Below are 19,800 nucleotides of genomic sequence, written 5' to 3' on the forward strand. Positions count from 1 at the left end.
GGTAGGAAGAAGTCGTAGAGCCAACCCAATCTACACCGGCCCCCACAGCCGCGCCACCACGTCCGCTTCTATCCGCACGGGCCGTTTGGTGGCAGGGTCAAGCAGCACCCACTGAGTTTCCGCCTCGCAGAGCAGCTTGCCATCTTGGGCCCGCTCGATGCGCACAAAGCGCTGGCACTGGGCCCCGCGCACTTCCCCAATCCAGGTAGTACAGCGCAGCTCCTCGCCCAGCAGGGCCGGGTGGCGGTACTGCACCCGGTGCTCGCGCACCACCCAGATATACTGTTCCCGCTCGCCGGGGGGGTAGGCCGTCAGCCAGTGGGCCCCGGCCGTATCTTGCACCCAGCGCACGTACTGCACGTTGTTCACGTGGTTTAGCTCGTCGATGTCCTGGGGCTGAACCGTGAGGAGGCGGGAAAAGCGAAAGGCGGCGGCAGAAGGTGTTTCCATGGAGCACAAATGTACCAGGCGCGCCCGAACACGAACGCCAATACAGGCGGGCTTCCGACAAAATAAAAGCCGAAATGCGTGAGCTGGTCAGGTTGTAGTAAGTTGATAAAAAGATACTTGGCTGCTGAACGGGGAAGATGCGCTTGCCTGTGCGCGTAGTATTTCTTCGTGCATAAGGTATTCCACATCTAAAATATCCGTGTATATTTGAGCAGAATAAGAAAACGCGGTTTCACCGTCCTGTTGAGTACTTCCGTAAGGGAGGGAAAGCAGAGTTGAGTGCGCTTTCCTAACAAAACATCCATCATCACCAGTACCATGCAGACAGGAACTGTAAAATTCTTCAACGAAACCAAAGGTTTCGGCTTCATCAAAGTTGACGAAACCGGCGAAGACGTATTCGTGCACGTAACCGAGTGCATCGACGAAATCCGCGACAAAGACAAAGTGGAATTTGAAATTGCTCAAGGCCGCAAAGGCCCGAACGCCGTGAAAGTGAAACTGGCTTAGTCCAGCATCCTTCCCCGGATATCTTTAGAAAAGCAGGCTCCTGAAGAGCCTGCTTTTTTTATGCCCTGCCAGGAGTTGGGGCCGGGGCAGGGGGTAGGAAATGGCAAGCTGCCCGGCCGCCGACCGGGGGTAGTTGCCCAGGCTTTGGTGTACTGCGCCCCGGATGATCTTATGCCATGGCTGGCCTTTTTCATTATTTCTGCGTAGCTTTGCACCCGCATTTGAGAACGGCCACGTTCCGCGCAGCTTAAGAGCTGCCTGTAAGAAACCTGTTGGGCCGGCTTTATCTTCCGTCCGTTGCTTCCGTCACTTGTCGTTGTGTTGAGTGGGAGAAGAGCGTCGCTGAATCCGCTGTTTTCAGAGCTACAGTCTCCACTCCATCAACACAGACATGGAAAACGAAAAGGAAAAAATGAAATTCAGTGAGCTGACCCTCTCTGAAGAAATGCAGCGCGCCATCTCGGAAGTGGGCTACGAGGAAGCCTCGCCCATTCAGGCCGGCGCCATTCCCGTGCTGCTCTCCGGCCGCGACGTAATCGGACAGGCCCAAACGGGCACCGGTAAAACCGCCGCCTTCTCCATCCCCGCCATTGAGCTGATTGATACCGACTCGCGGGAGGTGCAGGCCCTGGTGCTGTGCCCTACCCGCGAGCTGGCCGTGCAGGTTTCCGGCGAAATTCAGAAGCTGGGCAAGTACAAGCGCGGCCTCTCGGTAGTGCCGATTTACGGCGGCTCTTCTTACGACCGGCAGTTCCGCGCCCTGGAGCGCGGCGTGCAGATTGTAATTGGTACGCCCGGCCGCGTTATGGACCACATCGAGCGCGGCACCCTGAAGCTGGACGCCTGCAAGATGATCATCCTGGATGAGGCCGATGAAATGCTGGACATGGGCTTCCGCGACGACATCGAAACGGTGCTCAAGCAGATGCCCGAAGAGCGCCAGACGGTGTTCTTCTCCGCTACCATGAGCAAGCCCATCATGGAGCTGACCAAGCGCTACCAGACCGAGCCTCAGATCGTGAAGGTAAACCATCAGGAAATGACGGTTACCAACATCGAGCAGGCCTACTTTGAGGTGCGCGGCCCCCAGAAAAAAGACGTGCTGACCCGCCTCATCGACATGTACAACATCAAGTCGGGCATCGTCTTCGCCAACACGAAGCGCATGGTGGACGAGATTGTGGGTGACCTGCAAGCCAAAGGCTACTTTGCCGAAGGCCTGCACGGCGACATGGGCCAGCAGCAGCGCCAGAACACGCTCGATAAATTCCGCAAAGGCACCCTGGAAATTCTCGTAGCCACCGACGTAGCCGCCCGCGGCATCGACGTGGACAACGTGGAGGTAGTAGTAAACTACGACCTGCCCGCCGACGAGGAATACTACGTACACCGCATTGGCCGTACCGGCCGCGCCGGCAAGCAGGGCAAAGCCTTCACCTTCGTGAGTGGCCGCGACATCTACAAGCTGCGCGACATCATGCGCTTCACCAAGGCCACCATCAAACAGGAGCGCGTACCGTCCTTCGAAGATGTGTCGGAGGTGAAAACCACGCTCATGCTGGGCTCCATCAAGGAAGTAATTGAGAAGGGCAACCTCGACAAGTACATTGCCCGCGTGCAGCGCCTCATCGATCAGGACCAGGAGGATGGCATCACGTCCCTGGACGTAGCAGCCGCCCTGCTGAAAATGACGATGAAGGAAGACAAGCGCGCCCAGGAAAGCCTCGACGCCAGCCGCACCCAGGGAGCGGCCCGCCCCGGCTTCACGCGCCTGTTCGTGACCATGGGCAAAAAGGACCGGCTGCACCCCCGCGACATCGTGGACCTGATTGCCGAGAACACCAGCCTCACCGCCGGTAAAGTAGGCGACATTGCTCTGTATGACAAGTTTAGCTTCGTGGAAGTGCCGAACGAGTTTGTGGAGGAGGTAGTGAGCCAGTTGGGCCGCAGCACCATTCAGGGCCGGCCGGTAGCCTTCAATATTGCTACCCCCCGCCAAGAGGGCGACGCTCAACAGGAAGGCGGCAACCGCGGCGGCTTCGGCGGCGACCGTCCTCGTCGGGGTCCGGGTGGCTTCGGTGGCGACCGGCGGGAAGGCGGCTTTGGCGGCAACCGTGGCGGCTCCTATGGCGGTAACCGGGGCGGCTTCGGCGGCGGCGACCGGCGCGAAGGTGGCTACGGTGGCAACCGGGGCGGTGGCTCTTACGGCGGCAACCGCGGCGGCTCCTACGGGGGCGACCGTCGGGAAGGTGGCAGCTACGGTGGTAACCGCGGTGGCGGCAGCTACGGTGGCGGCTACAAAGGCAAGCGCGACAACGGCGGCTTCGACGAGTAAGCCCTAGATTCTGGTGAGTGAAAGCTAACTGGTCAGATTTCAGGCAATTAGCTTCCACTCAACCCAGCCTCAAACAGAAACAGCCACGTGGTATCACGTGGCCGTTTCTGTTTGAGGCTGGGTTAAAATGCAGCCTGGCCGCGGGTTGAAAACTGCCCCTCAACCCGCAAAATCTTTGAGCTTATTTAGAAGCGTTGCGCAGGGCTTTGATTTCGTCGTGGCCTTGCTGAATGCCTTGGTATTGCTTCTCAAGAATAGACTTCAGCTGACCGGGCAGCCCTTCTGCCTTAAGCGCCGTCTGGTAGGCTTTCACGGCGTAGTCTTCGCCCCGTTCGCATTCGTTGAGAATGCTCTCCCGGCTTTTGCTGGTAATGGCCGCCTTCAGGTTGATGAAAACCCGGTGCAGGGTGCCCGTTAGCGAGCTTTCCTCTTCCACCTTAATATTGAGCTGATGCAGTTGGTCTTCAATTTCCGTAAGGTAACCGTCGCGCTGCACGGCGTACTTCTTGAACACTTCCTTCAGGTCCTGATCTTCTACGTCGGTGAGGGCTTCGGAGTAGCCTTTTTCACCGTCTTTCAGCGTTTGAACAATTTCTTTGAGCAGGGCCTGGGTTTCGTTGGCTTCCATGAGGAGAGTAGATTTGGGTGTTAAGGAAAGGTAGTTGTGCCTTTCTTTACTGACAAAACCCAAATCAAGTTGCAAGAAGTACTAAATGGATCAAGGGCGAAACTACAGGTGGGCCCCGCTGCGGATAGAGATAGAGTGTGCCCGGCAGGAGCTATACTTACCAGATATGGAATGTTTGCCCTGGTCATTCAGGGAATGAAGGCAAAGGCAAATAAAAGAAACGGTATATAGCCGGTTTTGTAAAATCCAATCTACTCAGCGGCCCATCTGGCCACGGGATTCACTGAACACGTCACTCTCCGTGCTAAGCTTGTCATTCTACTAGCGGGCGGAACCTCTGCTAACCCAGCCGTCATAATGACTTAGTGGGTAGTGGCGAACAACTGGTGGGCGCTCTAAGGGCCGCTGGCTGCTTCCCGGAACTGGGGCGCCAGGCTGCGGTTTACACCAACTGCCCAGCCATAGCCCGGCCCGCCAGGTACCCGGTTGTCCAGGCCGCCTGGAAGTTGAAGCCGCCGGTAATCCCATCTACATCAAGCACTTCGCCGGCAAAGTGCAGGCCGGGTACCCGGCGGCTCTCCATGGTTTGCATGTTGATTTCGCTTAAGCTGATGCCGCCGCAGGTCACAAACTCATCCTTGTAGGTTGTTTTGCCGCGCACGGGTAGGGCCGTACGGAGCAAGCCTTCAATGAGGCGGTTCTGGAGCTTGGCCGGCAGCTCATTCCAGCGCGTTTCCGCTCCAATGCCAGCTTGCTCGGCGAGGGTGCGCCAGAGGCGCTGGGGTAGGCCAAACAGTGGGTTACTGACCACCACTTTTTTGCCGTGCAGCTCCCGGTATTCCAGCAGATGCTGGCGCAGCGTGTCCTCGGTGTAATCGGGAATCCAGTTGATGAGGGCTGTGCTCTGGTACTGCAGCTCGTGGAGGCGGCGGGCCCCCCAGGCCGAAAGCTTGAGCACGGCCGGTCCGCTCAGGCCCCAGTGCGTCACCAGCACAGGCCCTTCGTATTCCAGCTTTTCGCCGCTTACCCGCACCCGGGCCCGGGGCACGCTCACGCCCGGCAGCTCACGCAAGGGCGAGTCGGGCACGTTGAAGGTGAACAGGCTGGGTACCGGCTCCTGAATGCTGTGACCGAGTTGCTGCAGCCACTTGTACTGCTCCAATTTGGGCGCGCCTCCCGTGGCCACCAGCAGGCGGGCTACGCACAAGGCCTGGGCATGCGCGCCGGTGAGCGTCAGCCGAAAGCCCCCCGTAGGAAGGGGCTCAATATGCTCGGCAGTAGTTTGCTGCAGAATTTCGATGCCGGCCGCATGGGCGGCATCCAGCAGGCAGCGGGCAATGGTTTCCGACGAATCGGTGGTGGGAAACATGCGGCCGTCGGGCTCCGTTTTCAGGCGTACGCCGCGGCGCTCAAACCACCGCACCGTGTCCGGGGCGCCGAACTGCTTGAAGGGCTCCTTAAGTTGCTTGGCCCCGCGGGGGTAGTGGTGCACCAACTGGGCGGCGGTTTCGGCGGCGTGGGTCACGTTGCAGCGCCCGCCTCCCGAAATCCGGACTTTACTCAGCAGCTTCGAGGTTTTCTCAATCAGCACCACCCGCAGGGCGGGGTTAGCTTCGGCGCAGGCAATGGCCCCGAAAAAGCCGGCTGCTCCGCCCCCCAGCACGGCCACTGTATTCTTCGCTTCGTTCACGAAGGCAAAGGTACGGCTTGTACGGGTGGCAGAGAAGCCGCCCGCTTAGCAATACTCCAGGGCCGCTACCACATCCTCGTGCCGGAACTGGTAGCCCGTCAGCTCCCGGATCAGGGAGGAATCTATTTGCTTGCCACCCGTTGTTTCTTCGAGGAATGTAGGCGGCTGCAGCCCGAGGCGGGTAGCGGCGGCCGTGTAGAAGGTGCGTCGGGTGGGGTGGGTGGCGGCGCTGGCATTGAAGGTGTAGCCCCACAGCTCTTGCTCGATAATGCTGGATAGCAAGTTGATGCAGTCCTGCAAATGAATAAGATTCACCGGGGCCTCGCCGTGCGGCACCCCGGCCCGGCCCGCCAGGAAGCGGCCCGGGGAGCGGCCCGGCCCAATCAGTCCGGCCAGCCGCACCACCGTGTGCTGCTCCGACTGAAACAAAGCTTCGGCCTGCAACAGTGGAACCTCGGCGGTAATGGCTGCCTGCGCATCGGATTCGCGCATGATGCGGGGCTCATCGGCGTACACGCCGGTGGAGCTGACCAGCAGCACATGCCGGACCCCGGCCAGGGTAGCAGCCTCGGCTACCGGCTGGAGCAAGGCGGGGTAGGCCTCGGGGCTGCCGGCCGCACGGCTCGGTGGCACGTTCAGCACCAGCACCTCAGCCCCGTGCAGCAGAGCCTGCAGCGTATCGGCATCAATCACCGAAAGGCTGGGGGAGAGGCTGAGCAGAAACGGCCGGATGCCAGCGTCGCGCAAGGTCAGCAGCTGGCCGGGGGTGGTGGTAGAGCCGTGCACACGGTAGCCGGCCTCAACCAGCGTGCGGGCCAGCGGCAGCCCAAGCCAGCCGCAACCCAATACGGCCACTGTTGGGCGAGAGACGAGAGATGGAGCGTCGGTCATGTGGGGGTAAAGGTGGCAAAAAATCTTTCCCGGGCAAGGTGACTTCCTGCGAATGGACAAACTGTTACCTTGTGGCCCAACAAGTATGCAAGCATACTACCTATGACTTCCCCGTACCGCCTGTATCCTGACCACCCCGACGACTTCGAGGCCCGCGTGCGGCTGCTACGGCCCGACGAAGGCGGCCGACAGCTGCTCCCCTGCAATGGCATCCGCTGGGATTTTGGCTACGCCCAGGACCGCCCCCTGATCAGCTACATGTGGCTCCACCCGGATTTCTATGACCCCGAAACCGGCAACTCGCTGCAGGAGCTACCGCTGCCCGTGGATAAGTGGCTGCACGCGCGGGTTGCTATCTTGCTTGCTGCCGCCCGGTCCTTTCACCGGCCGAAGCTTTGGCCGGGAACCAGCTTTCATTACTGCGAGGGTAGCCGGATAGTGGCCGAGGGCACCGTTACCCGCCTAACCGGCTTAGGCCAGCCCCGGCCGTAGGCAGAAGCACTGAACAGAATTTTCCCACTTCAACTTTCTCATTTCTATGTCCTCAACTCACCCCTACGCCCAGCCCATGCTCCGTGATAATGCCCTGCAGGGCAAAACCATTGTGGTAACGGGCGGCGGCACCGGCCTCGGCCGCGCCATGACTACCTATTTCCTGCAGCTGGGCGCCAATGTGGTTATCAGCTCCCGCAAGCTGGAGGTGCTGGAGAAAACCGCCGAGGAGCTGCGCCAGCAAACCGGCAACCCGGGCGTACTGGCCGTGCAGTGCGACGTGCGCAAGTACGACGAGGTGGAGGCCCTGCTTCAGAAAACCATTGACACGTTTGGCGGGGTAGATGTGCTGCTCAACAATGCGGCCGGGAACTTCATCAGCCCTACCGAACGCCTGAGCCACAAGGCTTTTGATGTAATTGTGGACATTGTGTTAAAGGGTTCCTACAACTGCACCCTGGCTTTCGGCAAGCGCTGGATTGCGGAAAAAAAACCCGGTACCATCCTCAATATTGTAACCACCTACGCCTCCGTCGGCTCGGCTTTTGTGGTGCCATCTGCCACGGCCAAGGCCGGCGTACTGGCCCTGACCCGTTCCCTGGCCGTGGAGTGGGCCAAGTACGGCATCCGCTCCAACGCTATTGCCCCGGGACCCTTCCCAACGGAAGGCGCCTGGAGCCGCCTATTCCCCGAGCCGCTGGCTTCGAAGCTCGATCCGGCAGCTTCCGTGCCGCTCAAGCGCGTAGGCAACCACCAGGAGCTGGCCAACCTGGCTGCCTACCTGGTGTCGGACTTCTCGGCCTACATGAACGGCGAGGTAGTAACCCTTGATGGCGGGGAGTGGCTGAACGGCGCGGGCGAGTTCAACAAGCTGGAACTGCTGACCCCCGATATGTGGGACCACATCGAAAAAACCATGCGCCGCTGAATTGCGGATTAAGCGGATTGATAGATTGCGCGGATTCCGGTCACGGGCCCCATATCAATTCATGCTTGACTTACTAAGCGGGGCTTGCCATTCGGCAAGCCCCGCTTAGTGGCTACTCTCTCAGAATCATCACCAAAATCCGCGCAATCCATCAATCCGCTTAATCCGCGGTCAGAGTTTGTAGCCCTTGAAATCCTTGGTGAACTCCTGAGCCGGAATGGGTTGGTTAGCAACAATGTCGCTGAACTCGAATTTTTCAAACAGGCCTTTGTCGTCGTTTACCTGAATGACGAGGGGTAGGGTCATCTTCTGATCCACGGCGATGATGACGCGGCGGCCGTAGGCGTTGGGCACCTGCAGCGTGCGGCCGGCCGGTACCGTGGCGCCCGGCGTAAGGTCGTTGCGTTCCAGAATGCGGTACTCGCCGCAGCCAAACCGGTCGGCAATGGCGCTTACCGTTTCCGCTTTGGTGGTCTTGTAGGGTACGTAGCGGAACTGGGGGTAGTCGGCGCGCAGGATGTGGGCGGGGCGGCCCTGCACGGTGGTGTCGCCGGCGTAGCGGAAGCTTTTCTCGAAGCTGCGGTCCAGGCGCTGCCCGGAGCCGCGCAGCAGCTCGGCAATGGTGCCGTAGCCGGCGTCCAGCACGCTGTGGTGCTGGGTTTTGCGCATTAGGCTGCCTAGCGGATCGAGGCTGACCGTGACGTAGGGGAAACTGTTGGGGTACACCCAGGCGTCGCCGTCGTTCTGGCCCGTAACGTACAGCACCTCAATGCCTTTCTGGTTGCGCAGATATACTTTATAAGGCTTAAAGGCCATTTTCATGCTGGTGCGGGCCTGCTGGTAGCTGCCCGCAATGCGCTCCTGGGCCCGCACATTGCAGCGCAGGGTTTTCAGGTTTTCGATGGATGCCGTCAGGCGGGCAATAAGCTGTTCGGTAGTAGGCTTGGGGTCGGCTGGTACGGCGGCCATGCCCCCCAGGGCCAGCACGGCAACCGTAAGAAGTCGGAAATAACGAATCATGCAGAAAGTAAGAGAATTACCGGGTAAAAGCGCGTGGGCAAGGTAGCAGAAACCGGGCCGAAGCAGTAAACCAGCTTACAGCCTACCCCAGCCCCTCAATTAAGACTGATGCGCGGGAAGCGGCTGGCGGTGCTGTCGAACACAAACAGCTCGTCGATTTCAACTTCGCGGAAAAACCGGTACAGCGGAAATTGTTCCACTACGGCCTTCACGGTAGCCGCATTCAGCCCGTTGATGGTTACCCAACCGCGGGTGCGGTCGGCGCTGATGGCGTACGATTCCACAATGTTCTCTTCGATCAGACTGGTGATGAAGGCACGGTGACGCGGAATGAGGGCAATAAAATCCTCATCGAAAAAATCGGGCAGGCGCAGCGTAACAACGAATTTAGCCATGGAACAAGCAGCGGACACGGCCATAACGCCACTTGCGGGACGAAGGTTGACTACCACGGGGGCCTGTAACTTTTTTCGTCGCCAGCCGGAATAGGAACCATGCATTTCTCTGTCATCACCCCGACCCACAACCGCCGTGACTTTCTGCCCGAGGCGGTAGCCAGCGTACGGGCCACCGTATCGGCCCCGCTGGATTTCTCCTTTGACCACCTCATTTGCGAAAACGCCTCCACTGACGATACGGCCGATTGGTTGCGCGAAGCCAGTGCCCAGGAGGGCGTACCGCTGCGGGTGCGCCACCAGGCCACCAAGCTGCTGCCCGGTCCCGCCCGCAACCTGCTGATCCGGCAGGATGCCCCCGCCGACGGCTGGATTGTGCCCCTCGACGACGATGATCTGCTGTTGCAGCGCACCCTGCTGCACTACGCCCAGCAGATTGAGCAGCACCCCGGCCGGCCGTGGCTGGTGGCCGATTTTCTGCGCGTGGACCAGGACCGGCGCTACCTGCCGGGGGAAGATTACTACGCCTGGCAGTTCGACTCGCCCACGGACATGCTGCGGGCCATTTTCCGGGCCGAGCACTTTATTCAGGGTAACGTCTGCTACAGCCGCGAGCTTTTTGAAGAGGTAGGGGGCTACGATGAGCAGATTGAAATGGCCGAAGACCTGGACCTGTACGTGCGGTTTCTACTGGCCGGCCACCAGCCCGTTATCTGCCCCCACATCAGCCACCTGCACCGCTTCCACACCAGCAACGTTAGCATCGGCGTCGATGCCGACAAGCACGGCCAGGACCTGCGGGTGATTTATGATAAATACGCCGCGCAGCTCCGGGAGCTGGGTATTGAACGGCCGTGAGCAGGCACTCGATAAATGTCATTCCGAGCGGGAGCAAGGAATCTGGGTCCACGCAAGAGGTCAATCCAGATTCCTTGCTCCCGCTCGGAATGACCCGTTTTTACTCCTTCGCTACTACCCCGCCTTTCACCACCAACCGTATCTGCCGCAAGGCCTTGATGTCTTTAGTCGGGTCGCCGGCTACGGCTATCAGGTCGGCGAGCAGGCCGGGCCGGATGCTACCCCGGTCGGGTAGCTGGAAGATGCGGGCGTTGCCGGCGGTGAGGCCGCGCAGGGTTTGCAGAGACGTGAAGCCATACTCCTGCACCAGCAGCTCGGCTTCGCGCAGGTTGTCGCCGTGGGCGAAAACGCCGACATCGCCGCCAATGGCCAACTCTACGCCGCTTTGCAGGGCGGCTTTTACCGTCTGCTTTTTCTGCTGAATGCGCTCGGGTTCAGGGTCCTGGCCTTTGCGCCAGCCCCGGTACTGGGAGGTAGCGTCGCCGGCGGCCACGGTGGGGCAGAGGGCTACCCTCCGCTGCTTCATGAGCTTGAAGATTTCGGGCGTGCCCGCGTCGCCGTGCTCAATGGTTTGCACCCCGGCCAGGGTAGCGCGGCGCATGCCTTCGGGCGTGCTGGCGTGGGCCACTACCGGGCGGCCGGCGCTGCGGGCGGTTTGCACTAGCAGGTTTAGCTCGTCCTGGGTGAAAGTGGGTCGGCTGGGCTCGTTGGGACCCCAGCGGTAGTCGGCGTACACCTTAATCACGTCGGCGCCTTTACCGATCTGCTCGCGCACGGCCCGGATGATGCCGTCCACACCATCGGCCTCCTGGGCACCCTGGGGCACCTCGAAGCCCGAAAGCAGCTTGGGGCCGTAAGAGCCGGTAGCTACCAGGGCCCGGGTTGCCACCACCATGCGCGGCCCCGGAATCAGGCCCCGGTCAATGGCTTGCTTAAGGCCCACATCGGCGTAGCCGGCGCCCTCGCTGCCCAGGTCGCGCACGGTCGTGAAGCCCGCTTCCAGCGTCCGGCGGGCGTGAGCCGTGGCCCGGGCCACCCGCAGCGCCTCCGATTCCTGCAGCACCTGGTCGTTCCAGCTGGTTTCATTATAGGGGTGGAGCAGTAGGTGGGAGTGGCCCTCGATGAGGCCCGGCAGCAAGGTCAGGCCCGGCAGCTCCACGGTGCGGGCACCAGCCGGAGCCGGAATCTGGGCAGCGGGCCCCACGGCTTTGATTTTGTCGCCTTCCGTCAGCACGGCCCAGCCCACGTGCAGGGTTTCCCCGTCGAACACGGCGGCGGGCCGAAGCAGGAGGGCGGGGGTAGGCGTAGGTGAGGTAGGCTGTGCAGTAGTGACTAGGCTACTTAGTAAAAGGCCGGTAAGGCAAAGCAGGCGCACAGAGAACAAAATAAGAAATGGGATCAGAAGGAACGAGCGATGCGCTAAAACTACGGTGACCCTTCGCGCAGACGGACAAACTTATTTTCCGCTTCGATAGATTTTATCGAACTCCTTATGGGTCAAAAAGGTCAACTGTTGCTTCTCAATATCCAAGACCGAAACGTACTCCCGACCCATAACAATGTGCTGGGGAGCGGGAAAAGAATCTTTGTAGAGCAGCAGAGAACAAATATCTGTGGGCGTAATGTATGGGTGAGCCGGCAGGTGACTGTGCATACCCGCACGAACGGTTTGAGAGCCTTCGGGCAAGCGCATACCTAAGTAGCTATTGTGCAGGCGCTCTACTTTCTGCAGTTTCCCCACCGCTGTAAACTGCATCAGAAAATCATTGCCGATAGGAAGAACGCCTCCTTCCTGAGGGCCTACCAGCACGTACGCCCGCGGGGTAAGCCCCTGGTCTGATAAGATGATATTAGGACGAGTGTTTTCGGGGAACTGATAGGCTGCTCGCGCAACCCGCCCTGATTCAAGCTCCTCTTCAACAGCTTCGCGCAGTGCGTATAGCTTTTGCTCCCGAGCCGAGGCTTTTCGAAGTCCTTGCTGCCGGGCCTTAGCTGGTTCAATTGCTACACGAGGAAAGCTGAAACTATATGCAACTGTGAGAGGGCCAGGAGTAGCATTTCTTCTCACGAAAACGGTTCGGAGTGAGTCACCATCGGCGTAGGAGAAGTAGCCTCCAAGCGTACTCATGTCCGGCTTGCTAGCCAGCAGCAAGTCCGTTGCTACCCACGAGGCTCGTTCCGACTCGTACAAGGCCAAGCCCTCGCGCATGATTTCTTGTCCTAGTGCCTGTTGCTTAGTTGTTTGTGCGCCGGCCTGCTGACCCACGCAGATGCTCAGTAGCGTTGCAGCTAAAAGAGGATATTTCATAGAAGAATAAAGTGCAAATGGCGTTAAATGCGACGCCCGCCGGAAGGTATGAATTCCGGCGGGCGTCGTTTGTATGTGCTAAGAAAAAGATGCTAGGCCTTCTCCTTGGCGGGCTTGCGCTTCACTTTAATCTTCTCCAGTTTCTTGCCGTTCTCGGGGGTAGCGGCCTCGCTGCCCGGGCCGCCGACCAGGGTCATTTCCCGGACGAGGTGACCGGCACCGGCGAATTTATCGACTACGAAGAGCATGTAGCGCACGTCGAGGGTGATGTTGCGCACCCGGTCGGGGTTGAACATGATGTCGGACATGGTGCCTTCCCAGTTCCGGTCGAAGTTGGTGCCGATCAGCTCCCCGCGGCCGTTGATGACGGGTGAGCCGGAGTTGCCGCCGGTGGTGTGGTTGGTGGCAATAAAGGCAACGGGTACGGTGCCTTTGTAGGCGTAGGGGCCGAAACCCTTGTTTTTGTACAGCTCGGCGAGGCGGGCGGGCACTTCAAACTCGGGGTTGGTGGGGTCAGCCTTCTCCATAATGCCGTCGAGGGTGGTGTAGAAGTCGTACTGGGTGCCGTCGGCGGGCTGGTAGCCGGCTACCTGGCCATAAGCCACGCGCAGGGTGGAGTTGGCATCGGGGTAGAACTTGCGCTCCGGCTGCTGCAGGCGCAGGCCGGCCACGTACGTGCGCTGAAGCAGGGCAATGTTGTCGGTAGCGGCCGTGTAGGTGGGTAGTACTTGCTGGCGGTAGGTGGTCACGATGGCCTGGGCCAGTTGCACGGCGGGGTCGTTGCGCAGGTTGGTCACGTTGCCTTTTGCTACCTCATCGAGCACCGCGTAAGCCGATTCCTGCGTGGTCAGGCGCGACTTGCTGTAGAGCTGGGCCGCGTAGGCCGACCAGCCGGTGGTAGCGTACTGCTTCTGCAGGTTCTTGACGTAGGCGGGCAGCAGGGCGGCCGGGGTTCCGTTGGCGTAGAGGGGTAGGAGGGCGGCAGCCACCTTCTGGTCGGTGGGGGCGCTGTAGTTGCGGAAGAAGCCCACGGAGCCTTTCCGGGTTTTTTCGGCGGCGGCGGCCAGCTCTTCCAGCGGGACTTTTTTATCAGCCATATCCAGCAAAGGCAGCAGGCTGTTGGCGTAGGTCATCAGCTCCACACCCAGGGCAGCTTCCGTCACGTAGTCGCGGGCCAGGGTGTAGTCGCGGACGGTGGCGTAGTGTTGACGCAGCTCGGGCAGGAGGCCGGCAAAGGCCGCGCGACGGGCCTCGTCACCACTTTCGGCCCACTGCTGGAACTGAGCTTCCTGCTGCTGCTTCACGCGCACGGCGTCCAGCTTTTTCAGGCCCCGGGTTTCGCCAATCCACTTTTTCCAGTAGTTAGCAATGCTGGCGTACTTGGCCGCGTACTGAATGCGCACCTTGTCGGAGGCCTTCATGTCGGCATCCAGCACTTTCAGCTTGGCGTCGCGCACCTTGATTTTAGCCGGGTTCGACAGCGAATAGGTTTCATCAACGCCCCAGGAGGTCAGGTACTCGTTGGTGCGACCGGGGAAACCGAACACCAGGGTGAAGTCGCCGGGCTGCACGCCGCTCAGGGAAATGGGCAGGTGGTGGCGGGGCTTGAAGGGCTTGTTATCGGGAGAGTAGGGGGCGGGTTTGTTGTCGGGGCCAGCGTAGATGCGGAAGATGCTGAAGTCGCCGGTGTGGCGGGGCCAGGCCCAGTTGTCGGTGTCGCCCCCAAACTTGCCGATGCTGCTCGGCGGCGCGCCTACCAGCCGGATGTCCTGGAACACTTCCGTCACGAACAGATAGTATTCGTTGCCATTGAACATGGGCCGCACGAAGGCCTGGTAGCCAGTGCCCTGCACGGCGGCCTGGGCCACGCGCTGGCTGTTTACCTGCACCAGTTTCTCGCGCTCAGCCTCCACAATGCCTTTGGTAGGCACGCCCGCCAGCACCTGGCTGGTCACGTCTTCCATGCGCACGATAAAGGTAGCCGTCAGGCCGGGGTTGGGCAGCTCCTGCTCCCGGTTCATGGCCCAGTAGCCCTTCGTGAGGTAGTCTTTCTCGACGGAAGAGTGGCTCTGAATCTGGCTGTAGCCGCAGTGGTGGTTGGTCAGGAGCAGGCCCTGGTCGCTGATGATTTCGCCGGTGCAGCCCCCGCCGAACTGTACCACGGCGTCCTTGAGGCTACCCTGGTTGATGGAGTAAATCTGCTCGGCCGTGAGCTTGAGGCCTTTTTTCTGCATGTCGGCCTCGTTGAGCTGCTTGAGTAGCAGCGGCAGCCACATGCCTTCATCGGCGCGGGCCTGGGGCAGGCAGGAAAGGAGGGTAAGGGCCAGCAAAGCCAGCCGGGAGCGTACGCGCATAGGGAAAGAAGTTATGCTGCTGGGTGGTCAGCAAAAGGATGACGCAAAAATAGCGAACCGGCTGCTTGCAGGGCCCGACAAGAGCTTTTATCGGCAATTTTCCACGAAAAAGCCCTACCTCAACCTTGGGGTTGAGGTAGGGCCAGAGGGGTAGGGCGTACCTGCCGTAGTGCTTACGAATGACCCATTTCGGCCACGGCCGGGGCGTTTTCGGCATTGGTGTTCGAGGCGGCGTAGGCGGGCTGGGCGGCAGCGGCCGGAATGTCGTCGGTTTTTTCGGAGGCGTGGGTTTGCTCCCACTCCCGGAAGCGGGTGATTTCGCCCTGGAAGCTATCCACAAACCAGCTCAGCAGGGCCAAATCATCCAGGAAGCCTACCACCGGAATGAAGTCGGGCACTAAATCAACCGGGGAAAGGGTGTAGAGCAGCACGCCCAGCGCCGACACAATGGTACCGGTTTCAATCTGGCGGTAGTTGCCGCTCACGTAGTTGCGCACCAGCCGGACCACGGTGTAGGCTACGTCGAAGAGTTGCTTGAACTTGTTGTCTTTGCTTTCCTTGCTGGCGAGCTTGTTGGCCACTTCGTTCAGTACCATTACTACCTTAAACGGGCGGCCCAGCAATTTGCCGGCACGGTTGAGGAAGACACTAAACAGGGCGTTTTTGGAAATTGAAATACCTTTTTCTACGAGAGAGGCCATAAGAACGGGGTGATAAGAAGTGTGCTTCCTCTACGCTTGCTGCCGGCCCCGTGTTGCCCACTAGCGGCCTCAGCCGAGCAGGTAGGCGTAATAGGCGAAAGATTCCCGGAGCAGGGCGTACGCATCGCGCCACTCGTAGTAGGTGGCGTGCGCCGCGTGTACTACCGGCACACCTTGCTTCCGCAGGAGCAGCTTGGTGCGGCTGAGATGAAAGAACTGCGACACGACCAGGGCCGAGCGTAAGTGCCGCTGCCGGGCTAGGCGGGCGTAATTGCGGGCGGTAGCTTGCGTGGTATTGCCTTCGTTATCAATAAGAATAACCTGGTTGGGTACGCCCTGCGCCACCAGGTAGCGCTGCATCACAGTGCCTTCATAATGGCCCTCCTTGCCCAAGCCTCCGCTCACCAGAATCAGCGGGCTGACTCCCTGGCGGTACAGTTCCAGGGCCTTATCCAGCCGGGCCTGCAGGCGAGCAGATAAGCTGCCATCCGGATTAACCGTGTTGCCCAGCACAATCAAACAGTCAACCGGCTGCACATCATCGGTGAGGCCATCAACCGTAACCACCGCGCTGTGTATGATAAGCCAGCCGAGTAATAAAGTCAGACCCGTGAGTACGCGACGTTTAACCGTGGACATGTGCCGGTAAAATGGAGGGGAAGAGGCTTTGCGAGCTGAGCGGGGGTAGCAAAACACCAGAATCAGGTAGCATCTGCCAATCTGTACTATCTGCTCGGAAAACTACTGCTTTCCTGTAGCTTCGCCGGCATGAGCCACCTCACCACCCGCCCCGCTGCCACTGAGTACGCGCCCTTCTACGAAACCTACGTTCGCCTGATTCCGGCGGGCCACGACCCATTGCAGCAGCTGCGGGAGCAACCCGCTACCCTGAAGCAGCTGCTCCACGGCCTCACCGACGAGCAAGCCCGCCTGCGCTATGCGCCCGGCAAGTGGAGTATCAAGGAAAGCCTAGTGCATGTGCTCGATACGGAGCGCATCTTCGCCTACCGGGCCCTGCGCATCGCCCGCGGCGACCAGCAGCCTTTGCCCGGCTTCGACCAGGACGCCTACGTGCCCGCCTCCGACGCCGATGAACGGCCGCTGGAAGATATTCTGGCTGAGTATGATGCGGTGCGCGCCGCTACCCTCAGCCTGTTCGGCTCGTTCCGGCCGGAGGCCTACGAGCGGCTGGGCACGGCCAGCACGTTTCCGGTGAGTGTGCGCGCCCTGGCCTACATGACGGCCGGCCACGAAGCCCACCACCTTACCCTGTTACAAGAGCGCTACCTGCCACTGCTGAAGTAATTCGTACTTTCACCGGCGTACAACACCGGCCCGAACGGGCGCGTTAAAGTACCAGAATCCTTCCTCTCATCATCCCTACCACCATGGCAAAAGCACAAGACGCCCGCAAAGAGAAAAAGAAAGAGTCAACAAAGACGGACAAAGAAAAAAAGGCCGCGAAGGATGAAAAGAAAGCCGCTCGCGCCCGCAAACAAGAGTAGCATGGAAGGCAGCCTGGGTAGAATTACCCAGGCTGTTTTTGCTTTCTACAAATGCCATATACATGCGTGCAAACCAGCGAATTGCGCTGCTTACCCTGGTAGTAGCCGACTACGATGAGGCCATTGCTTTTTACACGCAAAAGCTGCACTTCCGGCTGATAGAAGACACCGATCTGGGCTCCGGCAAACGCTGGGTCCGGGTGGCGCCCCGTGGCGTAACCGGTGGCACTGAGCTGCTGCTGGCCCGCGCCAGTACTCCTGAGCAAGCTACGCGGGTGGGCAACCAGACCGGAGGCCGCGTAGCTCTGTTTCTTTACACCGATAACCTGGCGCGGGATTATCAGCAGCTGCTCGCGGCGGGCGTATCCATTGTGCGCCCACCCGCAACCGAACCCTACGGCCGAGTGCTGGTATTCGCGGACTTGTATGGCAACCTGTGGGACTTGCTTGAGCCGGCTTCCGGTCAGAGCGTGTAGTACACCTCTTTCTGCTTGTCGTGGTGCTTGATGTAGCCGTGTAGGGTAAGCTTGATGAGGGTGCGGTAAGCCCGGCGCTGCCCGATGTTGAGCAGCTTCATGTACTGGGCCAGCGTAATGCGCGGGTTTTTCTGGAGGTAGTCCAGCACGGCCAGTTCTTCCCTGTTCAGCGGAATGCGCTCAAACTGAGGGGTAGGGTCGGTGCGCTCCAGCACTTTTTCGGTGAGCTGACTGGTTTGCACGCTTTCGTCGCGCACGCGCACGTAGGCGCGCCAGTCGCCCTCGGCTACCTGGGCGCGGTGAGGTTTGTGGGCGCTTTCCGCCACCGTCACTACCAGCACTACCCGGTCATCGTGCTCCACCTCCCGAAACCGCAGCTCCAGGGGCGGGTCGATGTAGTGCCGGGCGGCTTCGCGCAGCTGAAATAGTTCTTCTTCCGCATCGCGCACGCCCACAATCCGGCCGTCGTCATCCACGCCCACCAGCACCCGGCCGCCGTGCGTATTGGCCAATGAGGCCAGGGTGCGGGCAATGCGGGTCGGGTGGGTAGTCCGCTTCTTGAACTCCAGCCGCTCACCTTCGCCCTGCCGAATCAGTTCCTGCAAATCAGTCATGTTGAGAAGGTTTAGCCCGACGTAGGGGGTAGGAAATTGGTACTTCTTTAACGCTGCAGCACCGCAGAAGGTACCCGGCGGGCTGCCGAATTCTTACTCAATGCCGGTTTCCTCGGCGGATATGCGCCAGAGGCGGCTGGCCTCCGTGCGGCTCTGGGCGCGCTCCGAAGTCCGGGCGGGGCGGGCGCCGGCAAAGTACCGGCCGCTGACCCGCGCCACTTCCGGCGAGGTAGCCAGGTACAGAGTGGTTAGGGCCCCCCGTTCGGGCGAAATCATTAGGGGCCGGGCTGCCCACCACAGGGCTTTCATAACGGGAGAAGTGCCGGGCCGCATCAGGCCAGTGTCCACCAGGCCGGGGTGCAGGCAGTTGGCCGTGATGCCCGTCAGGTCGAGGCGGTGGGCCAGTTCATTGGTAAACAGAATGTTGGCCAGCTTGGAATCGGCGTAGGCGGTGAGCCAGCTGTACTTGTCAGGGGAGTTGCGCACGTTCCGGTCGGGCTCAATCTCGCCCACCCAGTGCGCCACCGATGCCACCGTGACTACCCGCGCCTGCCCGGCCGCATCAAGCAAAGGCAGGAGCAGGTTGGTCAGGGCGTAGGGGGCCAGGTGGTTGGTAGCCCAGCTCAGCTCATGGCCCTCTTCGGTGAGAGCAAACCGCCCCGGCATGATGCCGGCGTTGTTGATGAGAATATCCAGCTGGCTAAGCTCGTTCTCCAGCTCCCGGGCCAGGGCGCGCACGTTCCGCAGCAACGAGAGGTCGTAGCACTTCACGGCTACCGGCGCCTCGGGGCCCACGGCGAGCTGTACCGCGGCCAGCGCGCGGGCCGCTTTGTCGGGGTCACGGCCTACCAGCACCACGCGGGCTCCCTGCCGGGCCAGCTCACGAGCAGTTACCAACCCAATACCGCTGGTAGCTCCCGTGACAAGGGCCGTTTTTCCGGAAAGTGGGAGAGAAGAAATCATAGAGCAAATTAGCAGGCGGCCCGGCCGTAGCCTGCCTAGCCAAAACAGTTTGACAAAGGAGCAGGTAGCGCCGGAAGGAAATACGAAAAAAGTAGGGGAGAGGTAACCCGACTTGTCCGGCCACCCAGCACGGCGGAGCGGCGGCCCCTGGCGGCTACAAAATTCTCGCCACGTTACACAAAAAGCCGCTTCCCAGCCTGGGAAGCGGCTTTTGTGTACTGCCTATAGCAGCCTGCTCCTTATATATTAGAAAGGCAGGTCGTTGTCGTCGTCGGAAGTAATCGGGGCCGCCGAAGCACGCAGGTTAGGGTTCTGGTTCTGGGCCGGAGCCGCCGCACGCGGAGCCGCCTGCTGGTAGTTGCCACCGCCCTGGGGAGCCGAAGCGCCACCACCGGCACCCGACTCGATGCGCCAGGCCTCAAGGTTAGTGAAGTACAGCATCTGGCCGTTCTTGTTGAACCCACGGCCCCGCAGGTTAAAGGAAATTTTTACCTCGTCACCTACTTTATACGAGTCGATGAGGGCCGTCTTATCCTGTACCAGCTGAAACTTGATATGCTCGGGATACTGGCCGTCTACGACCTCCAGCACGAACTCGCGCTTGCGGAATTTTTCGCTCACCTGCTGTTCGTCGAAAATCTCGTGCAGGCGGCCGGTAGCTTCGTAAGCCATAAGAAAAATA

20 protein-coding genes and 1 pseudogene are annotated in these 19,800 nt (G+C 60.3%); 7 read left to right on the forward strand and 14 right to left on the reverse strand.

What is annotated here, in order from left to right; genetic code table 11:
* Positions 1 to 30: 30 nt before the first annotated feature.
* Positions 31 to 450: an acyl-CoA thioesterase gene (locus GGU46_RS11570; protein ID WP_183403702.1), complete on the reverse strand. Its 420-nt coding sequence runs from the start codon at positions 448 to 450 to the stop codon at positions 31 to 33.
* A 318-nt stretch (positions 451 to 768) separates the two neighbouring features.
* Here GGU46_RS11570 and GGU46_RS11575 point away from each other — a divergent pair, with 318 nt between their 5' ends.
* Positions 769 to 960: a cold-shock protein gene (locus GGU46_RS11575; RefSeq protein ID WP_110980085.1), complete on the forward strand. Its 192-nt coding sequence runs from the start codon at positions 769 to 771 to the stop codon at positions 958 to 960.
* Between the two features lie 391 nt (positions 961 to 1,351).
* Positions 1,352 to 3,295 (forward strand): DEAD/DEAH box helicase, encoded by a 1,944-nt coding sequence (locus GGU46_RS11580; protein ID WP_183403703.1) that lies wholly within the window; start codon positions 1,352 to 1,354, stop codon positions 3,293 to 3,295.
* Positions 3,296 to 3,476: 181 nt separating this feature from the next.
* Here the strand turns inward: GGU46_RS11580 and GGU46_RS11585 are convergent, their stop codons facing one another.
* The 3 genes from GGU46_RS11585 to GGU46_RS11595 all read right to left on the reverse strand — a co-directional run bounded on the left by GGU46_RS11585 (position 3,477) and on the right by GGU46_RS11595 (position 6,504).
* Complete coding sequence (locus GGU46_RS11585; RefSeq protein WP_183403704.1) at positions 3,477 to 3,923, reverse strand: PA2169 family four-helix-bundle protein; 447 nt, start codon at positions 3,921 to 3,923, stop codon at positions 3,477 to 3,479.
* Positions 3,924 to 4,365: 442 nt separating this feature from the next.
* A complete protein-coding gene (locus GGU46_RS11590; RefSeq protein ID WP_317171906.1) occupies positions 4,366 to 5,613 on the reverse strand; it encodes a BaiN/RdsA family NAD(P)/FAD-dependent oxidoreductase in 1,248 nt (415 codons plus the stop codon).
* A 45-nt stretch (positions 5,614 to 5,658) separates the two neighbouring features.
* Positions 5,659 to 6,504: an NAD(P)H-binding protein gene (locus GGU46_RS11595; protein ID WP_183403705.1), complete on the reverse strand. Its 846-nt coding sequence runs from the start codon at positions 6,502 to 6,504 to the stop codon at positions 5,659 to 5,661.
* A 102-nt stretch (positions 6,505 to 6,606) separates the two neighbouring features.
* Here GGU46_RS11595 and GGU46_RS11600 point away from each other — a divergent pair, with 102 nt between their 5' ends.
* Both GGU46_RS11600 and GGU46_RS11605 read left to right on the forward strand, forming a co-directional pair.
* Positions 6,607 to 6,996 carry a hypothetical protein gene (locus GGU46_RS11600; protein WP_183403706.1) on the forward strand — a complete coding sequence of 130 codons (390 nt, stop codon included), beginning with the start codon at positions 6,607 to 6,609 and terminating at the stop codon, positions 6,994 to 6,996.
* 46 nt (positions 6,997 to 7,042) lie between these two features.
* Complete coding sequence (locus GGU46_RS11605; RefSeq protein WP_183403707.1) at positions 7,043 to 7,924, forward strand: SDR family oxidoreductase; 882 nt, start codon at positions 7,043 to 7,045, stop codon at positions 7,922 to 7,924.
* Positions 7,925 to 8,095: 171 nt separating this feature from the next.
* On the opposite strand, the gene GGU46_RS11610 is transcribed toward GGU46_RS11605, so the two are convergent.
* Both GGU46_RS11610 and GGU46_RS11615 read right to left on the reverse strand, forming a co-directional pair.
* Entirely contained in the window at positions 8,096 to 8,944 is an 849-nt protein-coding gene (locus tag GGU46_RS11610; protein WP_183403708.1) for a LysM peptidoglycan-binding domain-containing protein, read from the reverse strand.
* A gap of 95 nt (positions 8,945 to 9,039) precedes the next feature.
* Entirely contained in the window at positions 9,040 to 9,339 is a 300-nt protein-coding gene (locus tag GGU46_RS11615; RefSeq protein WP_183403709.1) for a hypothetical protein, read from the reverse strand.
* Between the two features lie 99 nt (positions 9,340 to 9,438).
* Between GGU46_RS11615 and GGU46_RS11620 the strand changes: the two genes are divergently transcribed.
* Positions 9,439 to 10,197, forward strand: coding sequence for a glycosyltransferase family 2 protein (locus GGU46_RS11620; protein ID WP_183403710.1), 759 nt, complete (start codon positions 9,439 to 9,441; stop codon positions 10,195 to 10,197).
* Between the two features lie 100 nt (positions 10,198 to 10,297).
* Here GGU46_RS11620 and GGU46_RS11625 read toward each other — a convergent pair whose 3' ends face one another.
* The 5 genes and pseudogenes from GGU46_RS11625 to GGU46_RS11645 form a co-directional block, all read right to left on the reverse strand.
* Positions 10,298 to 11,572 carry a metal-dependent hydrolase family protein gene (locus tag GGU46_RS11625; protein WP_317171908.1) on the reverse strand — a complete coding sequence of 425 codons (1,275 nt, stop codon included), beginning with the start codon at positions 11,570 to 11,572 and terminating at the stop codon, positions 10,298 to 10,300.
* A gap of 81 nt (positions 11,573 to 11,653) precedes the next feature.
* Positions 11,654 to 12,505 carry a hypothetical protein gene (locus GGU46_RS11630; RefSeq protein ID WP_183403711.1) on the reverse strand — a complete coding sequence of 284 codons (852 nt, stop codon included), beginning with the start codon at positions 12,503 to 12,505 and terminating at the stop codon, positions 11,654 to 11,656.
* Between the two features lie 92 nt (positions 12,506 to 12,597).
* Positions 12,598 to 14,859, reverse strand: coding sequence for a S46 family peptidase (locus GGU46_RS11635; RefSeq protein WP_183403712.1), 2,262 nt, complete (start codon positions 14,857 to 14,859; stop codon positions 12,598 to 12,600).
* 347 nt (positions 14,860 to 15,206) lie between these two features.
* Positions 15,207 to 15,305 (reverse strand): annotated as a pseudogene (locus GGU46_RS22600) (YkvA family protein); the annotation flags it as partial.
* Positions 15,306 to 15,629: 324 nt separating this feature from the next.
* A complete protein-coding gene (locus GGU46_RS11645; RefSeq protein WP_183403714.1) occupies positions 15,630 to 16,199 on the reverse strand; it encodes a YdcF family protein in 570 nt (189 codons plus the stop codon).
* Positions 16,200 to 16,328: 129 nt separating this feature from the next.
* Between GGU46_RS11645 and GGU46_RS11650 the strand changes: the two genes are divergently transcribed.
* Positions 16,329 to 16,865, forward strand: coding sequence for a DinB family protein (locus GGU46_RS11650; protein ID WP_183403715.1), 537 nt, complete (start codon positions 16,329 to 16,331; stop codon positions 16,863 to 16,865).
* Between the two features lie 262 nt (positions 16,866 to 17,127).
* Positions 17,128 to 17,541: a VOC family protein gene (locus GGU46_RS11655; protein ID WP_183403716.1), complete on the forward strand. Its 414-nt coding sequence runs from the start codon at positions 17,128 to 17,130 to the stop codon at positions 17,539 to 17,541.
* On the opposite strand, the gene GGU46_RS11660 is transcribed toward GGU46_RS11655, so the two are convergent.
* The 3 genes from GGU46_RS11660 to GGU46_RS11670 form a co-directional block, all read right to left on the reverse strand.
* A complete protein-coding gene (locus GGU46_RS11660; RefSeq protein ID WP_183403717.1) occupies positions 17,529 to 18,155 on the reverse strand; it encodes an AlbA family DNA-binding domain-containing protein in 627 nt (208 codons plus the stop codon). The genes GGU46_RS11655 and GGU46_RS11660 overlap by 13 nt on opposite strands.
* Positions 18,156 to 18,248: 93 nt before the next feature.
* A complete protein-coding gene (locus tag GGU46_RS11665; RefSeq protein ID WP_183403718.1) occupies positions 18,249 to 19,118 on the reverse strand; it encodes an SDR family NAD(P)-dependent oxidoreductase in 870 nt (289 codons plus the stop codon).
* A 246-nt stretch (positions 19,119 to 19,364) separates the two neighbouring features.
* Positions 19,365 to 19,790, reverse strand: coding sequence for a DUF3127 domain-containing protein (locus GGU46_RS11670; RefSeq protein WP_183403719.1), 426 nt, complete (start codon positions 19,788 to 19,790; stop codon positions 19,365 to 19,367).
* Positions 19,791 to 19,800: the final 10 nt, after the last annotated feature.

The sequence above is a fragment of the Hymenobacter latericoloratus genome, from assembly GCF_014199535.1.
Classification (GTDB): domain Bacteria; phylum Bacteroidota; class Bacteroidia; order Cytophagales; family Hymenobacteraceae; genus Hymenobacter; species Hymenobacter latericoloratus.